The 23,657-nt window shown below is 66.7% G+C and carries 20 protein-coding genes and 1 tRNA gene; 12 read left to right on the top strand and 9 right to left on the bottom strand.

The window, feature by feature from the left end; translation table 11 throughout:
- Positions 1–148 precede the first annotated feature (148 nt).
- Together AC07XB_RS32500 and AC07XB_RS32495 are read right to left on the bottom strand one after the other, a co-directional pair.
- Positions 149–343, bottom strand: a complete 195-nt coding sequence (locus AC07XB_RS32500; RefSeq protein ID WP_150992005.1) for a DUF2905 domain-containing protein — start codon at positions 341–343, stop codon at positions 149–151.
- A gap of 36 nt (positions 344–379) precedes the next feature.
- On the bottom strand, positions 380–1,588 hold the full coding sequence (locus tag AC07XB_RS32495; RefSeq protein ID WP_492810374.1) for a class I SAM-dependent methyltransferase: 1,209 nt from the start codon (positions 1,586–1,588) through the stop codon (positions 380–382).
- A gap of 15 nt (positions 1,589–1,603) precedes the next feature.
- Between AC07XB_RS32495 and AC07XB_RS32490 the strand changes: the two genes are divergently transcribed.
- The 3 genes from AC07XB_RS32490 to ttcA all read left to right on the top strand — a co-directional run bounded on the left by AC07XB_RS32490 (position 1,604) and on the right by ttcA (position 4,022).
- Positions 1,604–2,434: an SDR family oxidoreductase gene (locus tag AC07XB_RS32490; protein WP_492828817.1), complete on the top strand. Its 831-nt coding sequence runs from the start codon at positions 1,604–1,606 to the stop codon at positions 2,432–2,434.
- 69 nt (positions 2,435–2,503) lie between these two features.
- A complete protein-coding gene (locus AC07XB_RS32485; protein WP_459372687.1) occupies positions 2,504–2,917 on the top strand; it encodes a dihydroneopterin aldolase in 414 nt (137 codons plus the stop codon).
- Positions 2,918–3,080: 163 nt separating this feature from the next.
- The gene (ttcA, locus tag AC07XB_RS32480) at positions 3,081–4,022 is read left to right on the top strand and encodes a tRNA 2-thiocytidine(32) synthetase TtcA (protein ID WP_150992013.1); all 942 of its coding nucleotides are present in this window, start codon (positions 3,081–3,083) and stop codon (positions 4,020–4,022) included.
- A gap of 34 nt (positions 4,023–4,056) precedes the next feature.
- Here ttcA and AC07XB_RS32475 read toward each other — a convergent pair whose 3' ends face one another.
- Positions 4,057–5,001, bottom strand: a complete 945-nt coding sequence (locus AC07XB_RS32475) for a DUF6279 family lipoprotein (RefSeq protein WP_492828815.1) — start codon at positions 4,999–5,001, stop codon at positions 4,057–4,059.
- Between the two features lie 179 nt (positions 5,002–5,180).
- Between AC07XB_RS32475 and glmU the strand changes: the two genes are divergently transcribed.
- From glmU to AC07XB_RS32450, 5 genes are all read left to right on the top strand, one after another.
- Positions 5,181–6,542, top strand: a complete 1,362-nt coding sequence (gene glmU / locus AC07XB_RS32470; protein ID WP_492828813.1) for a bifunctional UDP-N-acetylglucosamine diphosphorylase/glucosamine-1-phosphate N-acetyltransferase GlmU — start codon at positions 5,181–5,183, stop codon at positions 6,540–6,542.
- Positions 6,543–6,662: 120 nt separating this feature from the next.
- Complete coding sequence (gene glmS / locus AC07XB_RS32465) at positions 6,663–8,501, top strand: glutamine--fructose-6-phosphate transaminase (isomerizing) (RefSeq protein WP_492374753.1); 1,839 nt, start codon at positions 6,663–6,665, stop codon at positions 8,499–8,501.
- A 646-nt stretch (positions 8,502–9,147) separates the two neighbouring features.
- Positions 9,148–11,115, top strand: coding sequence for a sensor histidine kinase (locus AC07XB_RS32460; RefSeq protein ID WP_492828811.1), 1,968 nt, complete (start codon positions 9,148–9,150; stop codon positions 11,113–11,115).
- Positions 11,112–11,882 (top strand): response regulator transcription factor, encoded by a 771-nt coding sequence (locus AC07XB_RS32455; RefSeq protein ID WP_492374755.1) that lies wholly within the window; start codon positions 11,112–11,114, stop codon positions 11,880–11,882. Before AC07XB_RS32460 ends, AC07XB_RS32455 begins: the two co-directional genes overlap by 4 nt.
- 224 nt (positions 11,883–12,106) lie before the next feature.
- Positions 12,107–12,427, top strand: a complete 321-nt coding sequence (locus AC07XB_RS32450; RefSeq protein ID WP_492828809.1) for a hypothetical protein — start codon at positions 12,107–12,109, stop codon at positions 12,425–12,427.
- Between the two features lies 1 nt (position 12,428).
- Here the strand turns inward: AC07XB_RS32450 and AC07XB_RS32445 are convergent, their stop codons facing one another.
- From AC07XB_RS32445 to AC07XB_RS32430, 4 genes are read right to left on the bottom strand one after another with little or no spacing between them, the layout of a single operon-like run.
- Complete coding sequence (locus AC07XB_RS32445) at positions 12,429–13,730, bottom strand: sensor domain-containing diguanylate cyclase (protein ID WP_492374757.1); 1,302 nt, start codon at positions 13,728–13,730, stop codon at positions 12,429–12,431.
- A gap of 7 nt (positions 13,731–13,737) precedes the next feature.
- Positions 13,738–14,097, bottom strand: a complete 360-nt coding sequence (locus tag AC07XB_RS32440; RefSeq protein WP_492374758.1) for a phosphonate transporter — start codon at positions 14,095–14,097, stop codon at positions 13,738–13,740.
- A gap of 48 nt (positions 14,098–14,145) precedes the next feature.
- On the bottom strand, positions 14,146–15,588 hold the full coding sequence (locus AC07XB_RS32435) for an HDOD domain-containing protein (protein WP_492828806.1): 1,443 nt from the start codon (positions 15,586–15,588) through the stop codon (positions 14,146–14,148).
- Between the two features lie 8 nt (positions 15,589–15,596).
- Complete coding sequence (locus tag AC07XB_RS32430; RefSeq protein WP_492374760.1) at positions 15,597–17,378, bottom strand: putative bifunctional diguanylate cyclase/phosphodiesterase; 1,782 nt, start codon at positions 17,376–17,378, stop codon at positions 15,597–15,599.
- Between the two features lie 321 nt (positions 17,379–17,699).
- Here AC07XB_RS32430 and AC07XB_RS32425 point away from each other — a divergent pair, with 321 nt between their 5' ends.
- The 4 genes from AC07XB_RS32425 (at position 17,700) to AC07XB_RS32410 (ending at position 20,120) form a co-directional block, all read left to right on the top strand.
- Positions 17,700–18,119, top strand: coding sequence for a hotdog fold thioesterase (locus AC07XB_RS32425; RefSeq protein WP_492374761.1), 420 nt, complete (start codon positions 17,700–17,702; stop codon positions 18,117–18,119).
- Between the two features lie 119 nt (positions 18,120–18,238).
- Positions 18,239–18,313, top strand: a tRNA-Cys gene (locus AC07XB_RS32420).
- A 257-nt stretch (positions 18,314–18,570) separates the two neighbouring features.
- Positions 18,571–19,014 carry a GNAT family N-acetyltransferase gene (locus AC07XB_RS32415; protein ID WP_492374762.1) on the top strand — a complete coding sequence of 148 codons (444 nt, stop codon included), beginning with the start codon at positions 18,571–18,573 and terminating at the stop codon, positions 19,012–19,014.
- On the top strand, positions 19,011–20,120 hold the full coding sequence (locus AC07XB_RS32410; protein WP_492374763.1) for a bifunctional nicotinamide-nucleotide adenylyltransferase/Nudix hydroxylase: 1,110 nt from the start codon (positions 19,011–19,013) through the stop codon (positions 20,118–20,120). The genes AC07XB_RS32415 and AC07XB_RS32410 overlap by 4 nt, the downstream gene beginning before the upstream one ends.
- A 17-nt stretch (positions 20,121–20,137) precedes the next feature.
- On the opposite strand, the gene AC07XB_RS32405 is transcribed toward AC07XB_RS32410, so the two are convergent.
- Together AC07XB_RS32405 and AC07XB_RS32400 are read right to left on the bottom strand one after the other, a co-directional pair.
- Positions 20,138–22,768, bottom strand: a complete 2,631-nt coding sequence (locus tag AC07XB_RS32405; RefSeq protein WP_492810392.1) for a branched-chain amino acid ABC transporter ATP-binding protein/permease — start codon at positions 22,766–22,768, stop codon at positions 20,138–20,140.
- The gene (locus AC07XB_RS32400) at positions 22,765–23,643 is read right to left on the bottom strand and encodes a branched-chain amino acid ABC transporter permease (RefSeq protein WP_492374765.1); all 879 of its coding nucleotides are present in this window, start codon (positions 23,641–23,643) and stop codon (positions 22,765–22,767) included. Before AC07XB_RS32400 ends, AC07XB_RS32405 begins: the two co-directional genes overlap by 4 nt.
- Positions 23,644–23,657 lie beyond the last annotated feature (14 nt).

The following is a 23,657-nucleotide window of genomic DNA, read 5'->3' as shown; positions in this document are numbered from 1 at the left end:
CGCCTTTTTTGCCTACTTTTTTGGCAAGACAAAAAAGTAGGTCGCCGCCCCGCAGGGGTGGTGAAACTGCAGTTGAAGTTGACGTTAAGCCGTTGCAGTTGTAGCTGCAGTTGCAGGCCAGCAGTGTCCGCAGTATCCGCCCCACACCCTAAAACAACTTCCCAATCACCAACGCCACCATCGACAACAAAACCGTCGAAGCAAACGGCAACACAAACTCCCGCCCAAACAACCGAAACCGCAAATCCCCCGGCAGCCGCCCCAACCCCAGCTTCTGCAGCCAGGGCAGTGCCGCGGACAGCACGATGACGGCCAGGAAGATGGTGAGGGTCCAGCGCAGCATGTGGGCGTGCCTAAAGGATGAGGTGAGATGCGCGGACTATAGCGCGTGGCTGCGATCGCCGCGTGCGAAGCCTGCCAGCGGCAGCGCCGCATCAAAGTCGCGGGTCAGCGCGATCACCTTGAACAGTTCGCCCATCTCGGCCTCGGACAGCAGCTTTTGCACCGCGTTGGCGGCGGGCAGGAAGTTGCGCGTGTCGTTGGGGTCCAGCGCCATCAGCAGCTCGGTGATGCCGGCGTTCATCAGGAAGCGCGCCTGCGAGGCGAAGCCGGCCACCGTCAGCCCGGCATCGGCCGCGGCGTGGGCGATGCCGCTGAAGTTGACGTGGGCGGTGATGTCCTGCAGGCCAGGGTAGAGGAAGGGGTCCGGGTGGGCGTGATGGCGGTAGTGGCACATCAGCGTGCCGCCGACACGCTGCGGATGGTAGTACTCGGCAGCGGGGAAACCGTAATCGATCAGGAACACCGCACCCCGCGTGAGCATCGTGCCCACTGCGCGCATGAAGCCTTCGGCCTCGGCGTGGGTTTCGGTGACGATGTCATGGTCTCCGGCCACGGCATGCAGGGATGCGGGCAGGGCGTCGGCCGCCACAGGACGGTCCGAGAAGCCGAAGGCTGCATCGGATGTGTCAGATGCGTCAGCATCGCTGTCCCGGCGGGCTACGCCGCGCTCCAGCCAGCGGCCGTGGCTGCGGGCGAACAGCCGCACTGGCATGGCGTCCAGCACTTCGTTGCCGACCACGATCCCTTCGAAATGCTCGGGCAGCGTATCCAGCCAGGCGACGCGTGGGGCCAGATGCGGCGCGCGCGTGGCCAGCGTGGCCTGCTGGCGCGCGCGCAGCTCGCCGGAGAGCTCGACGATGGCGTAGCGCTCGGGCAACTGGCCTTCCTGCTCCAGGGCCAGCAGCAGGTCGGCGGCGAGCCGACCGGTGCCGGCGCCGAATTCGAGGACCTGCGACAGGCCCTGCGCCAGCAGCGGCGCGAACTGGCGCGCGAGCGTACGGGCGAAATACGGGCTGAGTTCGGGGGCGGTGATGAAGTCGCTGCCATCGCGCGCGTCGCGGCCGAACTTGGCCGCGCCGCCGCTGTAGTAGCCCAGCCCGGGCGCATATAGCGCAAGCGCCATATAGCGGTCGAAACCGAGCCAGCCGCCCGCGTCGTCGATAGCCTGGCCGATGTGCGCGCTCAGCGCGGCGGACGCCGACAGCGCGTCGGCGGGGGGAAGGGGTAAACTAGCGCCTTTGTGCATACCGCGATTGTAGCAATGCCAGCCTCCGAATCCCCTGACTCCGCATCGCCTGCCGGCGCTACCGTTGCCGCCGCAGCCTCCGCTACCCCCGCGCGCGGTATCGCGCTCGTCACCGGCGCCGCGCGCCGGCTCGGGCGTGTGATCGCGCTGGAACTGGCCCAGCGCGGCTGGGACGTGGCGGTGCATTGCCACCGCTCCGTGGCCGAGGCCGAGGCGCTGGCCGAGCAGATCCGCGCCGGTGGCCAGCGTGCCGCCGTGCTGCAGGCTGACCTGGCCGACGAGGCGTCCACCGCCACGCTGATCAAGGCGTGCACCGATGCGCTGGGCGTGCCGACCTGCCTGGTCAACAATGCCTCGCTGTTCCAGTACGACGTGGCCACCAGCTTTTCCTATGCCTCGCTCGATACGCATATGCGCACCAATGTGGCCGCGCCGCTGCTGCTCGCGCGCGAAATGCACCGTGCCATGTCGGACACGCAGCGCGGCGTGGTCATCAACCTGCTCGACCAGAAACTGGATAACCTGAATCCGGACTTCCTGTCGTACACGCTGTCCAAGGCGGCGCTGCAGACGGCTACCGTGCAGCTGGCCCAGGCGCTGGGACCCAAGCTGCGCGTGGTGGGCGTGGCGCCCGGCATTACCATGGTCTCGGGCGACCAGTCCAGCCCGGGCTTCCGGCGCGCCCACCGCATGACGCCGCTGGGGCAGTCGTCCACGCCGGAAGACATCGCGCAGGCGGTGGCCTACCTGGCCGAAGCGCGCGCCGTGACCGGCACCACGCTTTACGTCGACGGCGGCCAGCACCTGATGCCGCTGGCGCGCGACGTGATGTTCCTGACCGAATGATCGAATAACGTACCCGGCGCGCGCGCCAAGTCCGCGCGCGCCCTCTCCCTCTTTTTTCCTCTCCCCATCATGACCATGCTCGCCGCCCTCACACATCCCAGCCTGCAAGACTGCCGCCGCATGTTCTTGCGCAACTACGAAGTGCAGATCAATATCGGCGTGCACGAATTCGAGAAAAAGGGCGAACAGCGCGTGCTGATCAATATCGACCTGTTCGTGCCGCTGGCCCAGAGCACGCCGCAGGACGACAAGCTGCAGGAAGTGGTGGACTACGACTTCATGCGCAATACGGTCGCCGAGCGCATGGCGCAGGGCCACGTCCACCTGCAGGAAACCCTGTGCGACGACGTGGCGCGCGCCATGCTCAAGCACCCCAAGGTGCGCGCCGTGCGCGTATCGACCGAAAAGCCGGACGTGTACCCGGACTGCGATTCGGTCGGCGTCGAGGTGTTCCACATCAAGAGCGAGCCGGCTGGCCAGTAAGTAAGCCGCCCTGGCGGGCTGCCGGCGCAGGGTGGCGGCTCACGGTAAAATGCCGGGTTCTCCGGCCCCCGCAGCTTGCATGTGATGCAACTGCCGCATTGCGCGCCGTTTTGCCCTTGCTTTGCCGTACCCGATCGCCCCTTCGCCCCATCACCCCATCGCCATGACCGCCACCACGCATTCCAAGAACTTCTTCCGTCTGGAGACCTATCTCCAGTCGCAGACGGGCCGCGCCATCGGCGATTTCAAGATGATCGAGGATGGCGACACGGTGCTGGTGTGCCTCTCCGGCGGCAAGGACTCGTACACCATGCTGTCGGTGCTGATGGCGCTGCAAAAGCGCGCGCCGGTCAAGTTCAAGCTGATTGCGATGAACCTGGACCAGAAGCAGCCGGGCTTTCCCGCGCACATCCTGCCGGCTTACCTGAAATCGGTGGGGGTGGAGTACGTGATCGTCGACGCGGATACCTATTCCATCGTCAAGGAGAAGGTGCCTGAGGGCAAGACCACCTGCTCGTTGTGCTCGCGCCTGCGCCGCGGCGTGATCTACCGTACCGCTAAAGAGCTCGGCGCCAACAAGATCGCGCTGGGCCACCATCGCGACGACATCATCCAGACCTTCTTCCTGAACCTGTTCTTCGGCGGCAAGATGAAGGCGATGCCGCCCAAGCTGGCCACCGACGACGGCCAGCACATCGTGATCCGCCCGCTGGCCTATTGCCCTGAAAAGGACATCGCCAGCTACGCGCGCGCGATGGAATACCCGATCATCCCGTGCAACCTGTGCGGCTCGCAGGAAAACCTGCAGCGCAAGAAGGTCAAGGAGATGGTGCTGGAGTGGGAGCGGACCAATCCGGGGCGCACCGACAATATCTTTGCCGCGCTGCGCAGCGTGGTGCCGTCCCATCTGGCCGATACCGATCTGTTCGATTTCAACGGGCTGGCAACTGGACTGGCCAAGGTGGACGAGGCATCGCTGTTCGGCGAGACCACCTTCTCCCAGCAGCCGCTGGTCTTTGCGGGCGGCATGGAAGAGAACAAGCTGGAATTCGTGCGCTTCGAGAAGTCCGCGCCCGCCAGCCCGGCGCAGCCTGCCGCCGAATAGGCCACGGGCCGGCCTCCCGGCCTCCTGGCCCCTGTCAGTTCTCAGCGCGCGTTGGCCGGGGCGCCGCCGCATTGGCGGTGCCATCGCGCATCAACGCGTTCGCGTCATCGATCCATTTCTGGAAGCGATCCGCCGCGTGGGCTTTTTGCTCCGGTGTGGTCAGGTTGGCAATGGTGGCGGTCAGCGCCAGCCCGGCCTCGTTGTTGGCGTCGTAACGGGCATTGCGCTCCCGCGTGGGCGGGTTCTGCCAGTGATCGCCATAGCGCCTTAGCATCTCCACGACCTGGGCCTTGGGCGGATGCTCGGCCTGCACCTGGCGCACCAGCGCTAGCCATTCCTGCTGGCGCTTGACGCGTTCCGCATAGCGCGCCTCGGCGCCTTGTACCACGGGCGCCATGGCGCGGCGGATAGTGGCCTCCTGGTCACTCGAGAAGCGCCCATAGACCAGCCGCGCGTAGTCCATCACCTTGTCGAACCGGGCTTCCTCGCGGGCCGCCGGGTCGGGGCGCAGGTATTCCTTGCGGTATTTGGCGTTGGCATCGGCGAATTTCTTCTCCATGCGGGAGATCTGCTCAGGGGTCAGCGTCAGCAGCAGGTCGGCCACGTCGGGCGTGGAGCGATCGAAGGCAACGCGTGCCAGGCGCTGGGCGTCCTCCTGGATCTTGCCTACCGCGGCGGCGGAGACCGGCTGCTGTACCTCGCTCTTGGCCTGGCGCAGCAGGCCGGCGATCTCAGGCAACTGGTCCTTGCGATGCCAGGCAAAGAAGCGGGCGATGGCATCGCGGGTGAGGGGTTCCTGGCTGGCGGAGACGTCGACGTAATTGTCGATCCACCAGTAGGCGAGCCGGTCGCCCTGCTGGTAGCCTAGCTTCAGGGCATTGCAGGCCGTCAGGGCGACCACGGCTGTGACCAGAAGGAGACGCTGGATACGGTCCCCGCGCAGGAAGGGATAAGCGGTCAAACGGTGCAAAACCCCCATGATAGAATCCTTTTCCGCGCGTTTTGGCAGCTGATCGTGCCCGCGATTCCCAACCGTTGCTGGCTTTGCCGCCGGTTTCGGGGTTCGGGCCAGGACCCTGGCCAACGCTGCTGGCCCCCGGGCTCGCCGAGGGGGTGAATCATACTGTTTGCTGGACACACTCACTTAGGACCCTCCTTGTGAATATCGTCATTCTCGCTGCAGGAATGGGCAAGCGGATGAACTCCGCGTTGCCCAAGGTCCTGCATCCTCTCGCTGGCCGGCCGCTGCTTGCTCATGTGATTGAAACGGCACGAAAATTGTTGCCGACCCGGCTCGTGGTGGTGGTTGGGCATGGCGCCGACCGCGTGCGCGAGGCGGTTGGCGCGCCAGACGTTGCCTTCGCCCTGCAGGCAGAGCAGCTTGGCACCGGCCATGCCGTGGCGCAGGCGCTCCCGCTGCTCGACGACAGCCAGCCTACGCTGGTGCTGTACGGCGATGTGCCGCTGACCGAAGCCGCCACGCTGCAGCGCCTGGTGGCCGCGGCCGGCAGCGAGCGCTTCGGCATCCTGACGGTCGAGATGGAGGACCCCACCGGCTATGGCCGCATCGTGCGCGAGGCGGGCAAGATCGTGCGCATCGTCGAGCAAAAGGATGCCAGCGAGCCGCAGCGCACTATCCGTGAGATCAACACCGGCATCATCCTTGCACCCACCGGCCCCCTGCGTCGCTGGCTGTCCACGCTGCGCAATGACAACGCCCAGGGTGAGTATTACCTGACCGACGCCGTTGAGCGCGCGGTGGCGGACGGCATGGAAGTGGTTTCCGCGCAGCCCGATGCGCTGTGGGAAACGCTGGGCGTGAACAGCAAGGTGCAGCTCGCCGAGCTCGAGCGCATCCATCAGCGCAACCTGGCGCAGCGCCTGCTTGAAGCCGGCGTGACGCTGCTGGATCCGGCGCGCATCGATATCCGCGGCGAGCTTACCTGCGGGCGTGACGTCACCATCGACGTGAACTGCGTGTTCGAAGGCCGCGTGCACCTGGAAGACGGTGCCCATATCGGCGCCAACTGCGTGCTGCGCAACAGCACCGTGGGCGCTGGCGCGCGGGTGCAGCCGTTCTGCCATTTCGAGGATGCCAGCGTTGGCGCGGCCGGCCGCATCGGCCCGTACGCGCGCCTGCGTCCCGGCACGGTGCTGGGCGAGGATGTGCACATCGGCAACTTCGTCGAGGTCAAGAACAGCCAGATCGCCGCGCACAGCAAGGCTAACCACCTTGCCTACGTAGGCGACGCCACGGTTGGCTCGCGCGTCAACATCGGCGCGGGCACCATCACCTGCAACTACGATGGCGCGAACAAATACCGCACCGTCATCGAGGACGATGTCTTTATCGGTTCCGATACGCAGCTGGTCGCGCCGGTGACCGTGCGCCGCGGCGCCACCATTGGCGCCGGCACCACGCTGACCAAGGAGGCGGCGGCCGACAAGCTGACGCTGTCGCGCTCCAAGCAGATGACGCTCGACGCGTGGCAGCGCCCGGTCAAGCAAGCCAAGAAATAAGCCCCGCCGCCGCCTGGCCGGGATACGGCCGGGCGGCAATGGCAACTCGCGGGAGACGGCAGCGCCGTCCTCGCGCCAATCATCCGGTGCGGCCGTGTCCGCGCCCTGTGGGAGAAGAATATGTGCGGCATCGTCGGCGGGGTTTCCTCGCGCAATATTGTTCCGGTCCTGATCGAAGGACTGCGTCGCCTCGAGTACCGTGGCTATGATTCCTGCGGCGTAGCGGTAGTGCGCGACAACGCGCTCGAGCGCGCCCGCACGGTCTCGCGCGTGGCCGACCTGGACGAGCAGACCCGCGCGTCCGGCCTGACCGGCATGACCGGCGTGGCGCATACGCGCTGGGCCACGCATGGCAAGCCCGACACCACTAACGCCCACCCGCATTTCTCGGGCGAGTCCATCGCGCTGGTGCACAACGGCATCATCGAGAACTACGAGCCGCTGCGCGAAGAGCTGCGCGCCGCCGGCTATGGCTTCGAGTCGCAGACCGACACCGAAGTGGTGGCCCACCTGATCCACCAGGTCTACACCTACCCGAGCAGCGCCACGCGCGGCGACCTGTTCGCCTCGGTGCGTGCCGTGACCAAGCGCCTGCACGGCGCCTACGCCATTGCCGTGTTCTCCAAGGACCATCCGGAACGCGTGGTCGGCGCCCGCGCCGGCTCGCCGCTGGTGGTGGCGCTGGGCGACAACGAATCCTTCCTGGCTTCCGACGCGCTGGCCGTGGCGGGTACCGCCAACCGCATCATCTACCTGGAAGAAGGCGACGTGGTGGAACTCACCCGCGAAGGCGCTACCATCCGCGACGTGCACGACCACCTGGTCGAGCGCGAAGTGCGCGTGGTCGAGACGCACGCCGCGGCGGTAGAGCTGGGCCCGTACCGCCACTTCATGCAGAAGGAAATCTTCGAGCAGCCGCGCGCGCTCGGCGATACGCTGGAAGGCATCGACGCCATTACTCCGGAACTGTTCGGCGAGACCGCCCAGAGCGTGTTCAGCGAGATCGACAGCGTGCTGATCCTGGCTTGCGGCACCAGCTATTACTCGGGCTGCACCGCCAAGTACTGGCTCGAATCCGTGGCCAAGATCCCGACCCAGGTCGAGGTGGCAAGCGAGTACCGCTACCGCGAAACCGTGCCCAACCCGCGCGCGCTGGTGGTGGTGATCTCGCAGTCTGGCGAGACCGCCGATACCATGGCTGCCCTGCGCCACGCCAAGTCGCTGGGCCACACGCATACCCTGGCTGTGTGCAATGTGTCCACCAGCGCCATGGTGCGCGAGACCGTGCTGCGCTTCCTGACGCGTGCCGGCACCGAGATCGGCGTCGCGTCGACCAAGGCCTTCACCACCCAGCTCGCCGCGCTGTACATGCTGACCCTGGCGCTGGCCAAGGTACGCGGCAGGCTCACGGCCGAGGCGGAAGCCGCGGCGCTGACCAACCTGCGCCACCTGCCCGTGGCCCTGCACGGCGTGCTGGCGCTGGAGCCGCAGATCATCTCCTGGTCCGAGGACTTCGCCCGCCGCGAGAACGCGCTGTTCCTGGGCCGTGGCCTGCATTACCCGATCGCCCTGGAAGGCGCGCTCAAGCTCAAGGAAATCTCGTACATCCACGCCGAAGCCTATCCGGCCGGCGAGCTCAAGCACGGCCCGCTGGCGCTGGTGACCGAGGCCATGCCCGTGGTCACGGTGGCGCCCAACGACGCGCTGCTGGAAAAGCTGAAGTCCAACATCCAGGAAGTGCGCGCCCGCGGCGGCCGGCTGTATGTGTTCGCCGACAGCGACACCCACATCCATTCCACCGAAGGCATCCAGGTGATCCGCCTGCCCGAGCACTACGGCGACCTGTCGCCGATCCTGCACGTGGTGCCGCTGCAATTGCTGGCTTACCATACCGCCTGCGCGCGCGGCACCGACGTGGACAAGCCGCGTAACCTGGCCAAGTCGGTCACGGTGGAGTAACGCAAGGGATAGCTGCGAGCCGCGCCGCACGGCATGGCCAGGAACGCCTGGCCGGCCGGGCGGCATGGCCGGCATGGGTAAGCACGTATTCATGCCAGTTGCCGGTGGAGGGCGCGCGGCCAGGTGGCCGGTTCCGCGCCGATGCTGGTTTCAGCATGGCCTTTTGGCTCGCCGCCCGCTATCGGTGAGTTGCCTACTTCGCTATCGGCTAACGCCGCGGGTTCGCCTCGTCCGTTTGGCTGACTTGAATAATCCCGGCCAATAGCCAAAAATCTCGCTCGGTTGCGTTCTCGCCGAAGACGTGCCCGGCACCGGGCCTCCTGCAGATCCAGATCAGCAGATCAGCAGATCAGCGGGAAGAAGACAAAAAGATAAAAAGATAAAACACCAAATACGATAATGCGGACCAGGTGCTCTAGGAGTCCCGCCGCACACCTTGCCTCGGGAATGACTGAAGATTGGCTTGCCGGGCGGCTCCTCAGCCACCCAGAATTGCTGGCGCGCCCAGTCGGCGGCGTCACGCGCCTGCAGCCTCGCAATTCTCGTAATTCTTGCTGTTCCAGCATCCCGGCAGCGGACGGTCACGGCCATGCGCCACGCAGTGCCGCAGGATCGGTCCTGTGATCCGGCTGCCTGGTTTCGCCGCATGAGCGCAGCCAACCCGCCCTGGCACCACGGCGCTGGCGTCATGCTGACCCGCCGCCTCCATGCGGCCGGTCTCATCGGCATGCTGGCCTGGCTGCTGGTGGCGCGGGCCTGGGCCTCCGATGCCGGCCCGCTGCCCCTGCAAAACCCCGACGTGTCCTGGTTGCGCGATCCGGGCGGGCGACTCACGATCGCGCAGGTTGCCGCGCATGCCGATGGATTCCAACCATTGCGCGGTGGCCTGAACGAGGGTTTTACCCATGACGTGGTCTGGCTCAAGGTGGTGCTGTCCGCGGCGGCCCAGGGTGGCGAGCGCTGGCTGGAGATCTGGCCGGGGGCGCTTGACGATGTGCGCCTGTACCAGGCAACAGCGAACGGCGCCTGGGCGGAGCGCCGCAGCGGCAACGCGCTGCCCTTCGATGCCCGCGACGGACCCGATGGGCGTAGCCGCAACCTGGCCTTCCGGCTTGTGCAGCCGCAGCCGGGGGATGTGCTCTACCTGCGCATCCGGACCACCGGCACGATGGCGGTGGCGTTGCGGCTGTGGCATGGGTCCGAGCTGCGCGTGGCAAGCGCGGCCGCCAACATCGGCTATGGCATGCACCTGGGTTTCATGGCCACGGCGGTGCTCTTCTACCTGGCAGGCTGGCTGCTGACCCGCCGCGCGCTCTACGGGGCTTTTTCCTTGCTCGTGGCCGTGGCTACCCTGCGCTGGTTTGCCGCTGACGGCCTGGCCAGCCAGTTTCTCTTTCCGCACGATGCCACCGTGCCGCTATTGGCCGCCAAGGCCCTGGTGGGGCTTCAATGGGCATGCGCCAGCTTGTTCGTGATCTGCTTGCTGCAGTTGCGCGAGCGCGCGCCGCGCCTGCTGCGCTATCACCGGGGGCTCATGCTGACGGGTCTGGTGGTCGCCTTGTCGTCATCGAGCGATCACTACGGTACCGCGGTTTCCGTGCTCTATACCGGGGTGTTGCTGGGGCAATTGTTCTCGATTCCCGTCTATCTTCACCTGTGGCGCACCGGAGGGGCTTCCGGACGGCTGGTCGTGGCTTCGCTTTTGCTGTATTGCCTCATCATCCTGCCTGGCTGCCTTGGCGCGTTCGGCCTGTTGCCGCTGTGCGCCATCACCACGCAAAGCGTACACCTGCTCGACCTGCCGCTGATGCTGGCGCTGCACCTGACCATTGTGCTGCGCGTGCGCGAAGCGGAAAGCGAGCGCAAGAGCGAGCGGCAGCAGGCCCGCGAGGCCATGGCGTCTTCCCTGCGCGAGCGGCGTGCGTTCGAGGAGCAAAGCCGTTTGCTCGCGATGATGACGCATGAGGTCCGCACGCCGGTGGCGGTGATCGATGCCGCGGCCTATAGCCTGCGCCTGCTCGATGACATCGGCGGCGACCGCGTGCAGCGCGAGAGCCGCTACCAAAGCATCCAGCTGGCCGTGCGGCGGCTGAAGCTCCTGATGGAGCTGGCCGAGGCGCGCGAGCGGCTGGTGCCCGGCGAACAGCACCTCGACACTGCGCCGTTCGGCTTCGCCGAACTCAGCCGGGACGTGCTCGCGTCGATCGAGCCGCAAGCGGCGGCCCGGGTATCCCTGGAGGCCGGCGCCGGGTTGCCCCAGCTCGATGGGGATGTCCGCCTGCTGCACTTCGCCTTGCTCAACCTGCTCGACAACGCGCTCAAGTACGCTTACCCGGCCAGCCGCATCCTGATCGACATCGCCGCTGGCATGCGCGAAGGCGTGCGCGGCGTGGCCTGGCGCATTCGCGACCAGGGGCCCGGTGTGCCCTTGGGCAAGGAAGACGTGATCTTCGAGAAATTCCGCCGGCTCGGTGAGATTGCCGACCAGCCCGGCCTCGGGTTGGGCCTGCCGCTGGCGCGCAAGATCATGGAGCTGCATGGCGGGACCCTGTGCTGCGATCAGGGCTGGCGCGAGGGGGCCTGCTTCGTGGCGTGGCTGCCGGAGGCCGCATGACTGTCGCCGCCGCTTCCGATGCCGCCGCAAGCAGGATGTCCGAACGGGTTTCCATTGCGCTGGTCGAGGACAACGAGCGCCTGCGCACGGAGCTGGCCTTTCACTTGACCCACGCCGGCTATGCCGTCGCGAGCCTGGCCGATGCAGCCGCGCTGGACGCGCACCTGGCCAGCCAGCCGTGCCGGCTGCTGATACTGGACCTGGGTCTTCCGGATGAGGACGGGTTGTCGATCTGCGAGCGCCTGCGCCGGACCCGGCCCGACTTGGGCATCGTCATGCTGACCGCGCGCGGCATGGCCCACGACCGGCTCGCCGGGCTGCGCGGCGGCGCCGATGGCTATCTCGTCAAGCCGGCGCGCACGGAAGAGCTGCTGCTGGTGATCGCCAACCTGCTGCGCCGCCTCGGTCCCGTGACGCCTGATCTGCCTCCGCCGCCGCTGGCCGGTGCGCCCGCGCCGGCCTGGTGCCTCGATGCGCGCCGTCTCATGGCCATCACGCCGGATGGCAACCCGCTCCTGCTCACGCGCATGGAAGGCCAGCTGCTGCAGGCCTTGCGGCGCAGCGCGCCGGATCCCGCCGGCCGCCGCCAATTGGTGGAAGCGCTGGGTGGCAACTACCTTGACTTCGACGAGCACCGGCTTGAGGTCGCCATCAGCCGGCTGCGCGGAAAGCTCTCGCAGGCTTGGCCGCATGGCCCGGCGATCCGCACGGTGCGTGGCGTCGGCTACCTGCTGGCGCAGCGCTGGCTGGGCCAGGCTGAGGGATAGCGCTGGGAGGCCGGCGGCGAGCGGTTTTGGGCTTGTCGCGTGCTTGCGAGTATTTGTGCGTATTTGTGAGTATTTGTGAGCTTTGCCGGCGTGGATTTTTGTATGCTCACCCCCCGTCACGGGGCTGGCCGGTTGGCTTAAAGGTGTCGTCGGCCGCGCGGGAAACCTCGATGCCCGCCACACCCGGGAAGAAGCATCAGAAGCATAAGTAGCGTGGAGCAAGAATGAGGCAGAGCGAGCTATTGGGAAGAGTGGCCAACGGGGCGATCCTGCGCATCGCTCGCGATCCCTGGGGCAGGCTCTTGCCAAGCGTCGTGCTGATGGAACCTGGCGCGCAAGGCAATGACGAGGTCGTTCACCGCTGGCAGATCCGCAAGATGATGGATTCAGGCTTGCTGCAGCACGACGGCAGCACGGCCGAGGACTCCAGCATGTATGTCCCGACTTCCGCCGGGCTTGCGATTGGCAATGCGTGGAACCGCGCGAAGGCGAGAGCCGCGGCGGCCGGGGCACCTGCCGCCGGCCCGGCGCAGGGCTCGGGCTAGATCAGTCCTGGCTCGCCACGCAGTTCCTGCCCGCGGCCTTGGCCTGGTAAAGGGCCTTGTCGGCCGCTGCCAGCACATCGTCCAGCGTGCCCCCGGCGCCAGGCAGCGTGGCGCAACCCAGACTTACCGTACAGCGGATGTCCACGCCATTGAAGTGGAACGCGTGCTGCTCCACCGCTTGCCGGATGCGCTGTGCCGTCGCCCTGGCGCCATCCGCATCGGTCGACGGCAGCAGCAGGGCAAACTCCTCCCCGCCCAGCCGGGCAATGATATCGATGGCGCGCAGCACGCCCTGGCAGCAGGCGACCAGTTCCTTGAGGACATGGTCGCCCGCCGCGTGGCCGAGGTTGTCGTTGATGGCCTTGAAATGGTCGGCGTCCAGCATGACGACCGACAAGGGTTGCCGCAGGCGCCGGGCACGCACCACTTCTGCCTCGCCGACGTCGAAGAAATGCCCGCGGTTGGCGGCCCCCGTCAGATGGTCCCTGGTGAGCAGCTCCTTGACCTTGTCGATGCTGAGCTTGCGTTCCGTGACATCGCGCAGCACGACCGAGTAGCCGGAAACCTTGCCGTCGATCTCCTCCAGTGCCGCCACCAGCAACTGGCCCCAGTAACGCCGGCCGTCACGGGTGACGCACCATAGCTCTTCCACATGCCAGCCGCTTTCGCGCGTGAGCCGGAGCTGCTCGTCGAGCCGCGCGGGGAAGTCGCTGTCCGGATGGCAGAACAGGCGCAGCGTGGCGCCTTCCACGTCCTGCGTTTCGAAGCCGGTCTGGCGCTGGCCGGACTGGTTCCAGCTGTCGATCCGGCCGGTGGCGTCCAGGGAGAAGTACGCGAAATCATTCACCGCCGAATAGACCGCGGCGAGCCAGGATTCGGTCTGCTTGAGGTTGCGCTCCTGCGCGACCACCTTCGAGATGTCCGTGAGCACCACCATCGTGCAGTCCTGGGCGACGCGCAGCATGGAGCAGGACAGGACATTGGGCTCCTGCTGTTTGCGCGTGGGCAGGAAGATGCGATGGTTCTCGCAGATATAGCCGCGCTCATGCGCGAACGTGGCCGCCATGCTCCTTAGCTCAGGAGCCAGGTCCTCGAATACGGCAAAGAGATTGTCCAGGCTGCCCGTGCGCGAGATGGGCATCAACACCTGGGCTGCCTTGGGGTTTGCCATCGCCACGTTGCCGGCTGCGTCGATGCGCAGGATGCCTGCCGGAGACATATAGAGGAAGGTCAGCAATTCCTCGTTCTCGGCCGCGAGAGCGGCCAGGTCGCCCTGGCTCTCCCCGGGATGTGCCATTGCCATGGCGCGCCTATCGCTGGATCAGCACATAGAGCCGGTCGCGGCCGGGACTCTTGAGCAAGCGGAGCTTGACCGGCGTGGGGCGCATGCGCAGGGTGAGGACATAGTCGATGGTTTCGTCGAGCGAATCGGCATCCTCGAAGCGCTGGGCCACCATGAAATTGTTCATGCAGATGGCCACCTCGGCAAAGAAATGCCGGCCAAGCACCCGTTCCGGGGACAATCCCGCGAGCCGCGATTCGGTGGCGTTGTAACGCTCGACGATGCCCGTCGACGCAAAGCCGATGGTGCCGAAGGGCAGTGCGTCGGCGTCCTGTGCCGAGAGGCTATCCAGCTGCTCCAGCGAAATCTCCGAAAAAATCATCCTCATCCTAATTTTTCAATCCGGGGGTAACAATGCCTGCGGCCAGCACCGCGCCTACCTGTGCTCGGCAGACCTGAGGAAGCTCGCCGAGATCTCCCGCGTCAGCAGGCTGATGGCTTCCATCTCTCCATCGGACAGCCCGCCCGTGCAGGCCGTCGGGCCCCAGTCTCCGCAGATCATGGCGACGCAGCGATTCTTGATCATCACGGGCGCCAGCAGGATGGAGCGGGCATCGGGCATCTGTTCCCGATACCAGCGGGGCACGCGGTGCGCCACCTCTTTGTCAAAGGAGTCTTCGAACAGCAGCGGCTTGTTGCCGATGGCGGCGAAGTGAAAGATATCGGGGACGAAGCCCTCTTCGAAGGATAGCGCTTCCATCTTCTCGCGCATGCCCTCGCCAAATCCAACCCGTGCGCCAAAACGCTTCGCCATGGGGTTGAGCAGCATGAGGAAGCAATGCGAGAAGTTCAGCGCCCGCATGGCCGATTCGAGCACCAGCGGCGCCAGCTCGGAGACCGGCAGCTCGCCGCCCTCGCGCTGTACTTCCTGCAGGCTTTGCTGAAGGCGCTTGAGGGCATCCTTCGGCTTACCGGCATTCAGGGCGGGGGTGGCCTTGGCCGCTTCGGGTGACTCCGCATTGGTCATGGAGACGTTCAGTGCCAGGGCCTGCAGGACTGCGCCATCCACCGCACCTGCTTGCAGGCCCAGTGCATCGGCGTGATCCAGCAGCAAGGCCTGGACCTCTTCCTGCGGCGCGTCCCTTGCCACCAGCGTGGCGGCCCGGGAGGAGATGTTGGCAATCGCGCCCAGCCAGTCGGCGTGGGATTCCAGCACCGAATCCGAGTCGAAGCGCTGGCAGCGCATCGACGTCGCGATCAGGCTGGGCAACTTCCATTTGATCGCCGCCGCTGCCGCGATGTCTTCGAGGGTGACGCCCAGCACTTGCTGGCACGCTTCGCTTTCCTTCTCGGAATCGCCCTTGCACAGGGCCTGGATCTGTTCCCACTCCTCGGCAAAGTAGAAGACCAGAAGCAGGCGGCTCATGTGGTGCATCAACGTGCAGACCACGGCTTCTTCCGCCTGCCTGATGCCTTGGGCGTTGCTGAGCGCGCGCGTGAACTCGCCGGCGATCAGGGCCTGCTTCAGTTCAGTGGTGGCCTGCGGCCGGTTGATGGCTACCCCGGAGAAATAGTCCAGCAACTGGACCCCGAGCGTGAGGTGGCTGATCGCTTCAACCCCCAGGACCAGGATGGCGCGCGACACCGTCGTGACTTCGCCCCCGAACGAGCGATACATGGCGGAGTTGGCCAGGCGTATGACCTTTTGCGACAAACTGAAATCGCAGAGCACGCCCGCAGCCATCTCGCCGACGCTGGTGTCGCTGTTGAGCGTCTTGAAAACGTTGTCGATGCAGAACTGCAGCGTGGGGAAATCCCCTTGCTGCGCCATGCGGCTCCATAGTGTCTCGAAGAGCGTATTGCTTTCATTGTTTGACATGGCGGCGCCTACTTCGAGAACACTTGGGCATTGCCAAGCTGCAGCGTGCCGGCTTGCGCCAGGTCCACGAACTGGGCCGGGCTCATTGCCTTTGCATAGCGCCAGCCCTGCACCAGCTCACAGCCTTGCTCGGCCAGCAACTGGCTTTGCTCGTCCGACTCCACGCCTTCGGCGATGGCCACCAGCCCGAGTTCCCGCGCGAGCGACAACACGGCAAACACGATGGTCCGCGCATGCGGGGAGTCCATCATGTCGGCCACAAAGCTCTGGTCGATCTTCAGTGCCGAGAGCGGGAAGCGGCGCAGGTACGACAAGCTGGAATACCCCGTGCCGAAGTCGTCGACCGCGAACCGCACGCCCAATGCGCGCAACTCCGTCAACAAGTCTTGCGCTGCCTCGGGGTCGGTCATCAACGCGCCTTCCGTGATTTCCAGGACCAGCCGGTGCGAGCTGACGCCGGCATCTTTGATGGCCCGCCTGACGCTGTCCGCGAAGCCGGGGTGCCTGAACTGGACCGGAGAGACATTGACCGATATGTATCCCACGTCCAGCCCGAGCGCGTCCCAGCTGGCCAGCTGCGCACAGGCGCAGCGCAGCGCCCACGCCCCGAGATGGTTGATGAGGCCGTTATGCTCCGCAACCGGGATAAACACGCCCGGCGGGATGGACCCCGTCGGGTGTTGCCACCGCATCAGCGCCTCGACCGCGCAGACCTTGCCGGAGCCGGGCCACACGATCGGCTGGTAGTGAAGCAGGAACTCGCCGTTCTGGACGGCCTCGAACATGTTCTGTTCGATCCGGAACTGCTCGTCCAGCCGATGCTCCAGCTCCGGCGTGTAGACACAGTATCGATTCTTGCCCTGCGCCTTGGCGTCATACATGGCCAGGTCCGCACGCTTGAGCAATTGCGACTCGGACTGATGGGCCAGCGTGCCGAAGGTGAGCCCCAGGCTGGTGGTGACGCGGATCTGGCAACCGGCCAGGTGAAAAGGCTGCCTGCAGACATGGATCACCTTCTCCACGATGCCGATGGCGGCCGCTTCCGAGGCGATCCCGTCGAGCAGCAGCACGAACTCATCGCCGCCCAGCCGCGCGACCATGTCCGTCGGGCGAACCGCCCCGAGCAGCCGCACGCTGACTTGCTTGAGCAAGGCGTCGCCAAATTCATGGCCGAGCGAGTCGTTGACCTTTTTGAACCCGTCGAGGTCCATCAGGGCAAGCGCAAATGGCGCCTTTGCCGTGCCATCTTCGGCAAAGTACCCGGCAATGCGTTCGCGCACCATGGCGCGGTTGCCTACGCCGGTGAGCGGGTCGCGAAAGGACGCCTCGATGAGCCGTTCTTCGTTGTCGACCCAGTCGGTCACGTCGTAGCCAAACAGCAGCAAGCTCGGGTTGCCGTCCTCGTCGGCATGGCGGCACACGCGCAGGTCCAGCCAGCGGCTTTCGCCGACGCCGCCGGAGAAGCGGATGCGGCCGGTCTTGCACGGCGCTTCCTGCTCGCAGGCACGCAGCAGCCCGGCGAGCTGCTCGCGCTGCTCGAACGAGACGACATCCAGGATCGAGGATTTAAGAAGGTATTCCCGGGGATAGGCAAGCAACTGCGCCGAGGCTTCGGTTGCCAGGATGATGTTGCCCGCGACATCGATCTGCAGGGCGAGCGCGCCCGAAGCCTCGAGCAATGCCCAGGCATCCCGCGCCGATCCCCCGGCGGATAACAGTGGGTTCCGGTCGGAGGATGGCCATTCAGGGGGCTCGTCCGCTAGAACTGCGTCATACGTAAACGACGTCATGGAACTCTGGTTGAAGCTCGGGCCGAATTGAGCGTCTGGTAATCGAGTGCCGCCAGCGCAACCGTGCCAGGCTGGCTCGCGCATTAATGTGATTTTAGGTGCATGTTAACCATGCTGCGCATGCCAGTTTAACGCTTAACCGCAACATCCGATCACCCGAATGCGTTGCCTGGCAAGAGTTTGTGGCGCCGTTGCACAGTGGGATCCGATACATCGATGGCCCAAGCGTGGCCGCCCCGAATCGGCCGGGCACGCGCCGCCCCGCGAACGTCCGCGGACTACTGCCTTTAGAATGCAGCACAAACCAATCGGAGACCGTGCATGCTGTGGAAATCACCCCCCTCCCTGAAAGACCTCCAGGCTCGCCACAAGGACACCGCTGTCGAGCAACTGGGCATCGAGTTCACCGAGATCAGCGAGACTTCGCTCAGTGCACGCATGCCGGTGGACCGCCGCACCGTGCAGCCGCATGGCATCCTGCACGGCGGCGCTTCGGTACTGCTGGCGGAGACGCTGGGCAGTTGCGCCGCCAGCCTGTGCCTGGATAGCGAGACCCAATATTGTGTCGGGCTCGACATCAATGCGAACCATGTGCGCGCGGCGCGCACGGGCTATGTCACCGGCACCGCCACGCCGGTGCATATCGGCCGCACCACCCATGTATGGGCCATCGAGATCCGCAACGAAGAAGGCAAGATGGTGTGCGTCTCCCGGATCACCATGTCCATTCTTTCGCGCTGATCGCCCCGGCCTTCGGCAAGCGTGCGGGCGCCGTTGTGCGCCCCGTGCAGAGTTTCTCATTTCCGGCTAAACTGCGCCCCGCACTGTAAGTGGGCGCCAAAGCGCGGCGTCCCGGCAGCGGCGGGGTGGCAGAGTGGTTATGCGACGGTCTGCAAAGCCGTACACGGCGGTTCAATTCCGTTCCCCCGCCTCCAGTATTGCGGTCATGGCCAGGGCGATCGCGCCATGCAGCCGGGCGCCGCGATACTTCGCGCTCCTTTCCATTTCCCTTTGTTCTTTCCCTTTCCCGTCAAGCTATTTTGCCTTGGCCCCGCCTCATTCATTCGGTGGATAAGGCGCTGCTTATGCCGTTTTCCCCGCTGGAACAAGTCGCTCGAATCATGTAGTGTGAAGTCAGCGCAGTCCATCCATGACAACCTCCGCCATCGTGCGTGGCGGGGAGATAATTGCAATGACAAGAGATCTGCGTATCCGCGCCGCACAACCGGCCGATTGGCCGGCAATCGCGGAAGTCCTTGAAGCATGTGGCCTCGCCAGCGCCGATCTCGATCCCTCGCTGGCGTTGTTCCATATTGCGGTGCTCGACGGCGGCATTGTCGGTTGCGCTGGCGCCGAAGGCTATGGCGACACCGTGGTCGTGCGCTCGGTCGCTGTGTTGCCGCCTTATCGCGATCGCGGCATCGCCTCCCATATGGTTTCCGCCGTGCTCATGCGCGCCCGCGCCAACGGCTGCACGCGCGCCGTGTTGCTGAGCGCCAGTTGCCCCAGCTACTTTGCCCGCTACGGCTTCTCGCTGATCTCGGCGGATCGCCTGCCGCCGGAAGTACGCGCGTCGCGCGAGTTCCGGCAGCAAGAAGGCGCGCTGCCGCTATGCATGTGTTGCGAGCTGAAATGATCTACCCGACGAACCAGACCGAACCGACCCAGCCGCCGAGCACTGTCCCCTTCGATTGCCTGGTCTATATCGGCCGTTTCGAACCCTTCCACAATGGTCACTTCGCCATGTTGCGCCAGGCGCTGGCGCAGGCCAGCACGGTGATCGTGGTGCTGGGTTCCGCCGGCGGCGCCCGCACCGTCAAGAATCCGTTTTCCGCGGATGAGCGTCGCCAGATGATCGAGGGCGCCGTCGCGGCATGGGACGCCGCGCGCGTTGCCGACCTGCGCTTTGTGGTGGTGCGCGACTACTACGAAAGCGCGCGCTGGACAGCGGCGGTGCGCGCCGTGGCGGGCGCGGCGATCGAGGCTTGCGCGCAAGGCACGCCGCGCGTTGGCCTGTTCGGGCATTTCAAGGATGCCTCGTCGGGCTACCTGAATGACTTTCCCGGGTGGGAGCTGGTGCCGCAGCCCAGCTTCGGGCAGCTCAACGCCGCCGACGTGCGCCGGCAATGGTTCGAGCAGCAGGGCGGGCTGGAGGGGTTGCAGAGCGTGCTGCCGCAGCCGGTGGCCGCCTTCCTGCGTGAGTTCGCCGGGCGCGAAGCATTTGCGGCCTTGCTGGCCGAGTACCGCTTCCTGCAGGACCACAGCCGCCGCTGGGCCGCCGCGCCGTATCCGCCGGTCTTCGTGACCGTGGATGCGGTGGTGCGCTGCTGCGGCCAGGTGCTGCTGATCCGCCGCGGCGGACAGCCCGGCCGCGGCGCCTGGGCGCTGCCCGGGGGTTTCCTCGACCAGCATGAGCGCGTGGCCGACGCGGTGCTGCGCGAGCTCGACGAGGAGACGCGCTTCGGGCTGCCCAAGTCGGCGTTGCAGCAATCCTTGCGCGACCAGGCGTTGTTCGATCATCCCGAGCGCAGCCAGCGCGGGCGCACGCTGACCCACGCTTTCTTCTTCGACCTGCCGCTCGATGCGCTGCCTGCCGTGGCCGCCGCAGACGACGCCGCCGCGGTGCGCTGGGTGCCGCAACAGGAGCTGCTGGCGCTGGAAGGGCAGATGTTCGAGGATCACCTGCTGATCCTCGATCGCTTCCTGCACCTGTTCGACGGCGAGGCGCAGCCGGCGGGCTGAGCGGTTCGCCGCCGGGTTCAGTGCCCGCCCAGGTACGCCTGCGCCAGCGCGGGATCCCGCGCCAGTTCGTCCGCCGGCCCGCTGGCCACTACGCGGCCTTCCTCCATCACATAGCCGCGATCGGCCAGCGCCAGTGCCAGCGCGGCCATCTGGTCCACCAGCAAGATGCTGATCGAGGCCTCGCGCAGCTGGTCCAGCGAGGCGAACAGCTCCGCGATCACCTTGGGCGCCAGGCCCAGCGATGGCTCGTCGAGCAGCAACACGCGCGGGTTCGACATCAGCGCGCGCCCGATCGCCAGCATCTGCTGCTCACCGCCGGAGAGCAGGCCGGCACGCTGATGCTGGCGCTCGCGCAGCCGCGGGAAGCGGGTCAGCATGGCTTCGACCCGCTTGACCATTTCCATATGGGACAGCGGACCGGACGGAAACGCGCCCAGCCGCAGGTTGTCGAGCACGGATAGCTCGGGGAACACCTGCCGGCCTTCCGGCACCAGCACCACGCCCATGGCCGCGATGCGCTCGGCGTCCAGCCGCGCCAGGTCCACGCCGTCGAAGGTGATGCCGCCCTGCACCGGGCGGTGCAGGCCAGACAGCGCACGCATCAAGGTGGATTTGCCCGCGCCGTTGGCGCCCAGCAGCGCCACCAATTCGCCTTCGCGGACCTGCAGCGCCACGTCGTGCAGCACCGGCGCTGCGCCGTAGCCCGCGCTGAGTGCATTTACACCCAGCACTTCGCGCAGCGCGTCGGACGGCACCTTGCGCGGGCGGGCTGCCTGGGCGCTGTCTTGCCCGGGCAACACCGTGGCCTCGCCCAGGTAGGCGCGGCGCACGTGCGGATCGCTGCGGATGGCCGCCGGCGTGCCCGCCGCCAGATGCTGGCCGGCATCGATGACGACAATGCCGTCCGACACGTCCATCACCAGCGACATATCGTGCTCGACCAGCCCCACCGCAATGCCGCTGTCGGCAATCCTGCGCAGCAACGCACCCAGCCGCGCCTTGTCCTCGCGCGACAGCCCGGCGGCGGGCTCATCGAGCAGCAGCACCGCGGGGCGGGTGGCCAGCGCGCGCGCAATTTCCACCAGGCGCTGGTCCACGTGCGCCAGGCCTGCCGCACAGGCGTCCGGGTCGCCGGCATAGCCGCACGCGGCAAGCAGGTCCAGCGCTTGCTGGCGCACCGCCGGCGCGGTGAAGCCCGCGATACCCAGCAGCGCGCCAAGCCGCCCGCGCCGCAAGGCGATGGCCACGTTGTCGGCCGCGCTCATGCCGGCGAACAGCTGCGAGGTCTGGTAGGTGCGGGCGATGCCGTTGCGCGCGCTATGGCAGGCGCCGCGCGCGGGCAGCGCGGCCTGGCCCAGGCTGCGGCCGCCGGCGCGCGGGCGGTAGTAGCCGGACAACAGATTGAGCACCGTGGATTTGCCCGCGCCGTTGGGGCCGATCAGGCTGGTCACCGCGCCGGCGGGCATGACGAAGGAGAGATCGTCGACCGCGCGCACGCCGCCGAACACCATGGACAAGCCCTGCGCGGAAAGCCCGCGCTGCCTGGCGGCGGGCAGGGCGGCCAGGGAGGGGAAGGCGGGCAAGCTGGCATCGGCACCTTCACCCGAGGCACGATGCCGCGCACGGGCGCGTTGCCATAGCTGGCCGATCACACCGGCGATGCCGCCCGGCGCAACCCACAGGACCAGCAATAGCAGGCCGCCGAAAAACAGCAGGCGCAGGTTCTCCAGGCTCGACAGCAGCTCCGGCAAGACGCCCACCACCACCGCGCCCAGTACCGGCCCGGCCACCGTGCCCGCGCCGCCGATCATGACCACCAGCACGAACAGGATCGATTGCAGGAAGGAGAACATGCCCGGCGTGACCATGCCCTGCAGCGGCGCGAACAGGCCGCCGGCCAGCCCGGCGAGCGCGGCCGAGAAGGCAAAGCCCACGGTCTTGACCACGAGAGGATCGATGCCGATGGACGCCGCCGCCGTCTCGCTGTCGCGCACCGCGCGCATGGCCGCGCCCCAGGCGCCGCGCGAAATCCGCGCATAGGCCGCGAGGGCAATCGCCAGCACCGCCAGCGCAATCAGCGCGAGCGCGCGCTCGCCGCCATCCACGCCCGGCAGCGAAGGCTGGGCGATACCCATCAGGCCGTTCTGCCCGCCGGTGAGCGCGCGCCACTCGACCGCGCCGTGCTCCACGATAAAGCCGAAGGCGATGGTCACCATCGCCAGGCCGGGCCCTTTCACGCGCAACGCCGGCAGCGCCAGCAGGGCGCCAGTGACCGCGGCGATCAATGCGCCCACCGGCCACGCCGCCCAGAAGCTCCAGCCGGCCGGGCCGGTGAGGATGGCCACGGTGTACGCGCCAATGGCATAGAAGGCCACGTGGCCGAACGAGATCTGCCCCGTCAGCCCTAGCAGCAGGTTCAGGCCCACGCCGCAGATCGCCAGCATGGCCACCCCGGCGATGACGAAGACGAAGTAACCGTTGACCAGCAGCGCGGCGGCACCGGCCACGATGAGGGCCAGCGCCATCGCGCTTACCTGCAGCGGCGTGCCCAGGCCCAGCAGCGGCGAGCGCGCGCTCGCAGGCGCGGCGTGCGGTGAGGCGGTGCGCGGCGCGCCACCGCGCGTGGATGTCAGCGTGGAATCGTTCATACCTTGCGCACCTCCGCGCGTCCGAACAAGCCGTCCGGCCGCATGGCCAGCAGCAGGATCACCAGGGAGAAGGTGATGATCTGGGTGTAGCCGGAGCCGAGCGAGGCCGTCACCAGCGCCTCCGCCACGCCGAAGATCAGGCCCGCCACCATCACGCCCCAGGCGCTGCCGAGCCCGCCCAGGATGGCAACGGCGAAGGCCTTGAGGCCAAACACCGTGCCCATGTCGGACTGCACGTTGAACAGCGGCGCGATCAGCACGCCGGCGATGCCGGCCAGCAGCGTGGACAGCGCGAACGCCGCCGCTACCAGGCGCCGGATCGGAATGCCCATCAGCCGCGCGGCGTCGCGGTTCTGCACCACCGCCAGCATCGCCACGCCCCAGCGCGAGCGGCGCAGCACCAGGTGCAGCACGCCGGCCAGCGCAAGCCCGATCACCGGGATCAGCAACTGCAGCGGATACACCCCGAGGCCCGTGTCGCCGAGCCGCATCGCGGAGGTGGCAAGCGGCGAGGGCAGGCTGCGCGGCTCGGTGCCGAAGGTCAGCATCACCACGTTATCGAGCACGATGCCCAGCGCCACCGTGGCCATCAGCCAAGCGTTGGAGCCGCGGCTGGCAAACGGGCGCACCGCCAGGAACTCCACCGCCAGCCCGTACAGCGCGCACAGCGCCAGTGCCAGCACCACCGCCAGCGGCATCGGCCAGCCCAGCGTCTGGGCGAAGGTGTAGGTCAGCACCGCGCCCAGCATCATCGAGCTGCCCTGCGCGAAGTTGACTGTGGCCGAGACCGCGTAGGTAATGTGAAAGCCGAGCGCCATCAGGCCGTACATGCTGCCCAGGCCGAGGCCGCTGATCAGGGCGGAGATCCATAACATGGTGAGTCCTTGTT

Source organism: Cupriavidus sp. GW821-FHT02F09 (genome assembly GCF_059421605.1).
The sequence above is the reverse complement of the archived record's forward strand: the minus strand, read 5'-3'. Positions and strand labels throughout refer to the sequence as shown.

Bases quoted from the DNA above. Each gene is read 5' to 3' on its own strand.
- AC07XB_RS32500 (WP_150992005.1), bottom strand. From the start codon at position 343: ATGCTGCGCTGGACCCTCACCATCTTCCTGGCCGTCATCGTGCTGTCC.
- AC07XB_RS32495 (WP_492810374.1), bottom strand. From the start codon at position 1,588: ATGCACAAAGGCGCTAGTTTACCCCTTCCCCCCGCCGACGCGCTGTCG.
- AC07XB_RS32490 (WP_492828817.1), top strand. From the start codon at position 1,604: ATGCCAGCCTCCGAATCCCCTGACTCCGCATCGCCTGCCGGCGCTACC.
- AC07XB_RS32485 (WP_459372687.1), top strand. From the start codon at position 2,504: ATGACCATGCTCGCCGCCCTCACACATCCCAGCCTGCAAGACTGCCGC.
- ttcA (WP_150992013.1), top strand. From the start codon at position 3,081: ATGACCGCCACCACGCATTCCAAGAACTTCTTCCGTCTGGAGACCTAT.
- AC07XB_RS32475 (WP_492828815.1), bottom strand. From the start codon at position 5,001: ATGGGGGTTTTGCACCGTTTGACCGCTTATCCCTTCCTGCGCGGGGAC.
- glmS (WP_492374753.1), top strand. From the start codon at position 6,663: ATGTGCGGCATCGTCGGCGGGGTTTCCTCGCGCAATATTGTTCCGGTC.
- AC07XB_RS32460 (WP_492828811.1), top strand. From the start codon at position 9,148: ATGAGCGCAGCCAACCCGCCCTGGCACCACGGCGCTGGCGTCATGCTG.
- AC07XB_RS32455 (WP_492374755.1), top strand. From the start codon at position 11,112: ATGACTGTCGCCGCCGCTTCCGATGCCGCCGCAAGCAGGATGTCCGAA.
- AC07XB_RS32450 (WP_492828809.1), top strand. From the start codon at position 12,107: ATGAGGCAGAGCGAGCTATTGGGAAGAGTGGCCAACGGGGCGATCCTG.
- AC07XB_RS32445 (WP_492374757.1), bottom strand. From the start codon at position 13,730: ATGGCAATGGCACATCCCGGGGAGAGCCAGGGCGACCTGGCCGCTCTC.
- AC07XB_RS32440 (WP_492374758.1), bottom strand. From the start codon at position 14,097: ATGAGGATGATTTTTTCGGAGATTTCGCTGGAGCAGCTGGATAGCCTC.
- AC07XB_RS32435 (WP_492828806.1), bottom strand. From the start codon at position 15,588: ATGTCAAACAATGAAAGCAATACGCTCTTCGAGACACTATGGAGCCGC.
- AC07XB_RS32430 (WP_492374760.1), bottom strand. From the start codon at position 17,378: ATGACGTCGTTTACGTATGACGCAGTTCTAGCGGACGAGCCCCCTGAA.
- AC07XB_RS32425 (WP_492374761.1), top strand. From the start codon at position 17,700: ATGCTGTGGAAATCACCCCCCTCCCTGAAAGACCTCCAGGCTCGCCAC.
- AC07XB_RS32415 (WP_492374762.1), top strand. From the start codon at position 18,571: ATGACAAGAGATCTGCGTATCCGCGCCGCACAACCGGCCGATTGGCCG.
- AC07XB_RS32410 (WP_492374763.1), top strand. From the start codon at position 19,011: ATGATCTACCCGACGAACCAGACCGAACCGACCCAGCCGCCGAGCACT.
- AC07XB_RS32405 (WP_492810392.1), bottom strand. From the start codon at position 22,768: ATGAACGATTCCACGCTGACATCCACGCGCGGTGGCGCGCCGCGCACC.
- AC07XB_RS32400 (WP_492374765.1), bottom strand. From the start codon at position 23,643: ATGTTATGGATCTCCGCCCTGATCAGCGGCCTCGGCCTGGGCAGCATG.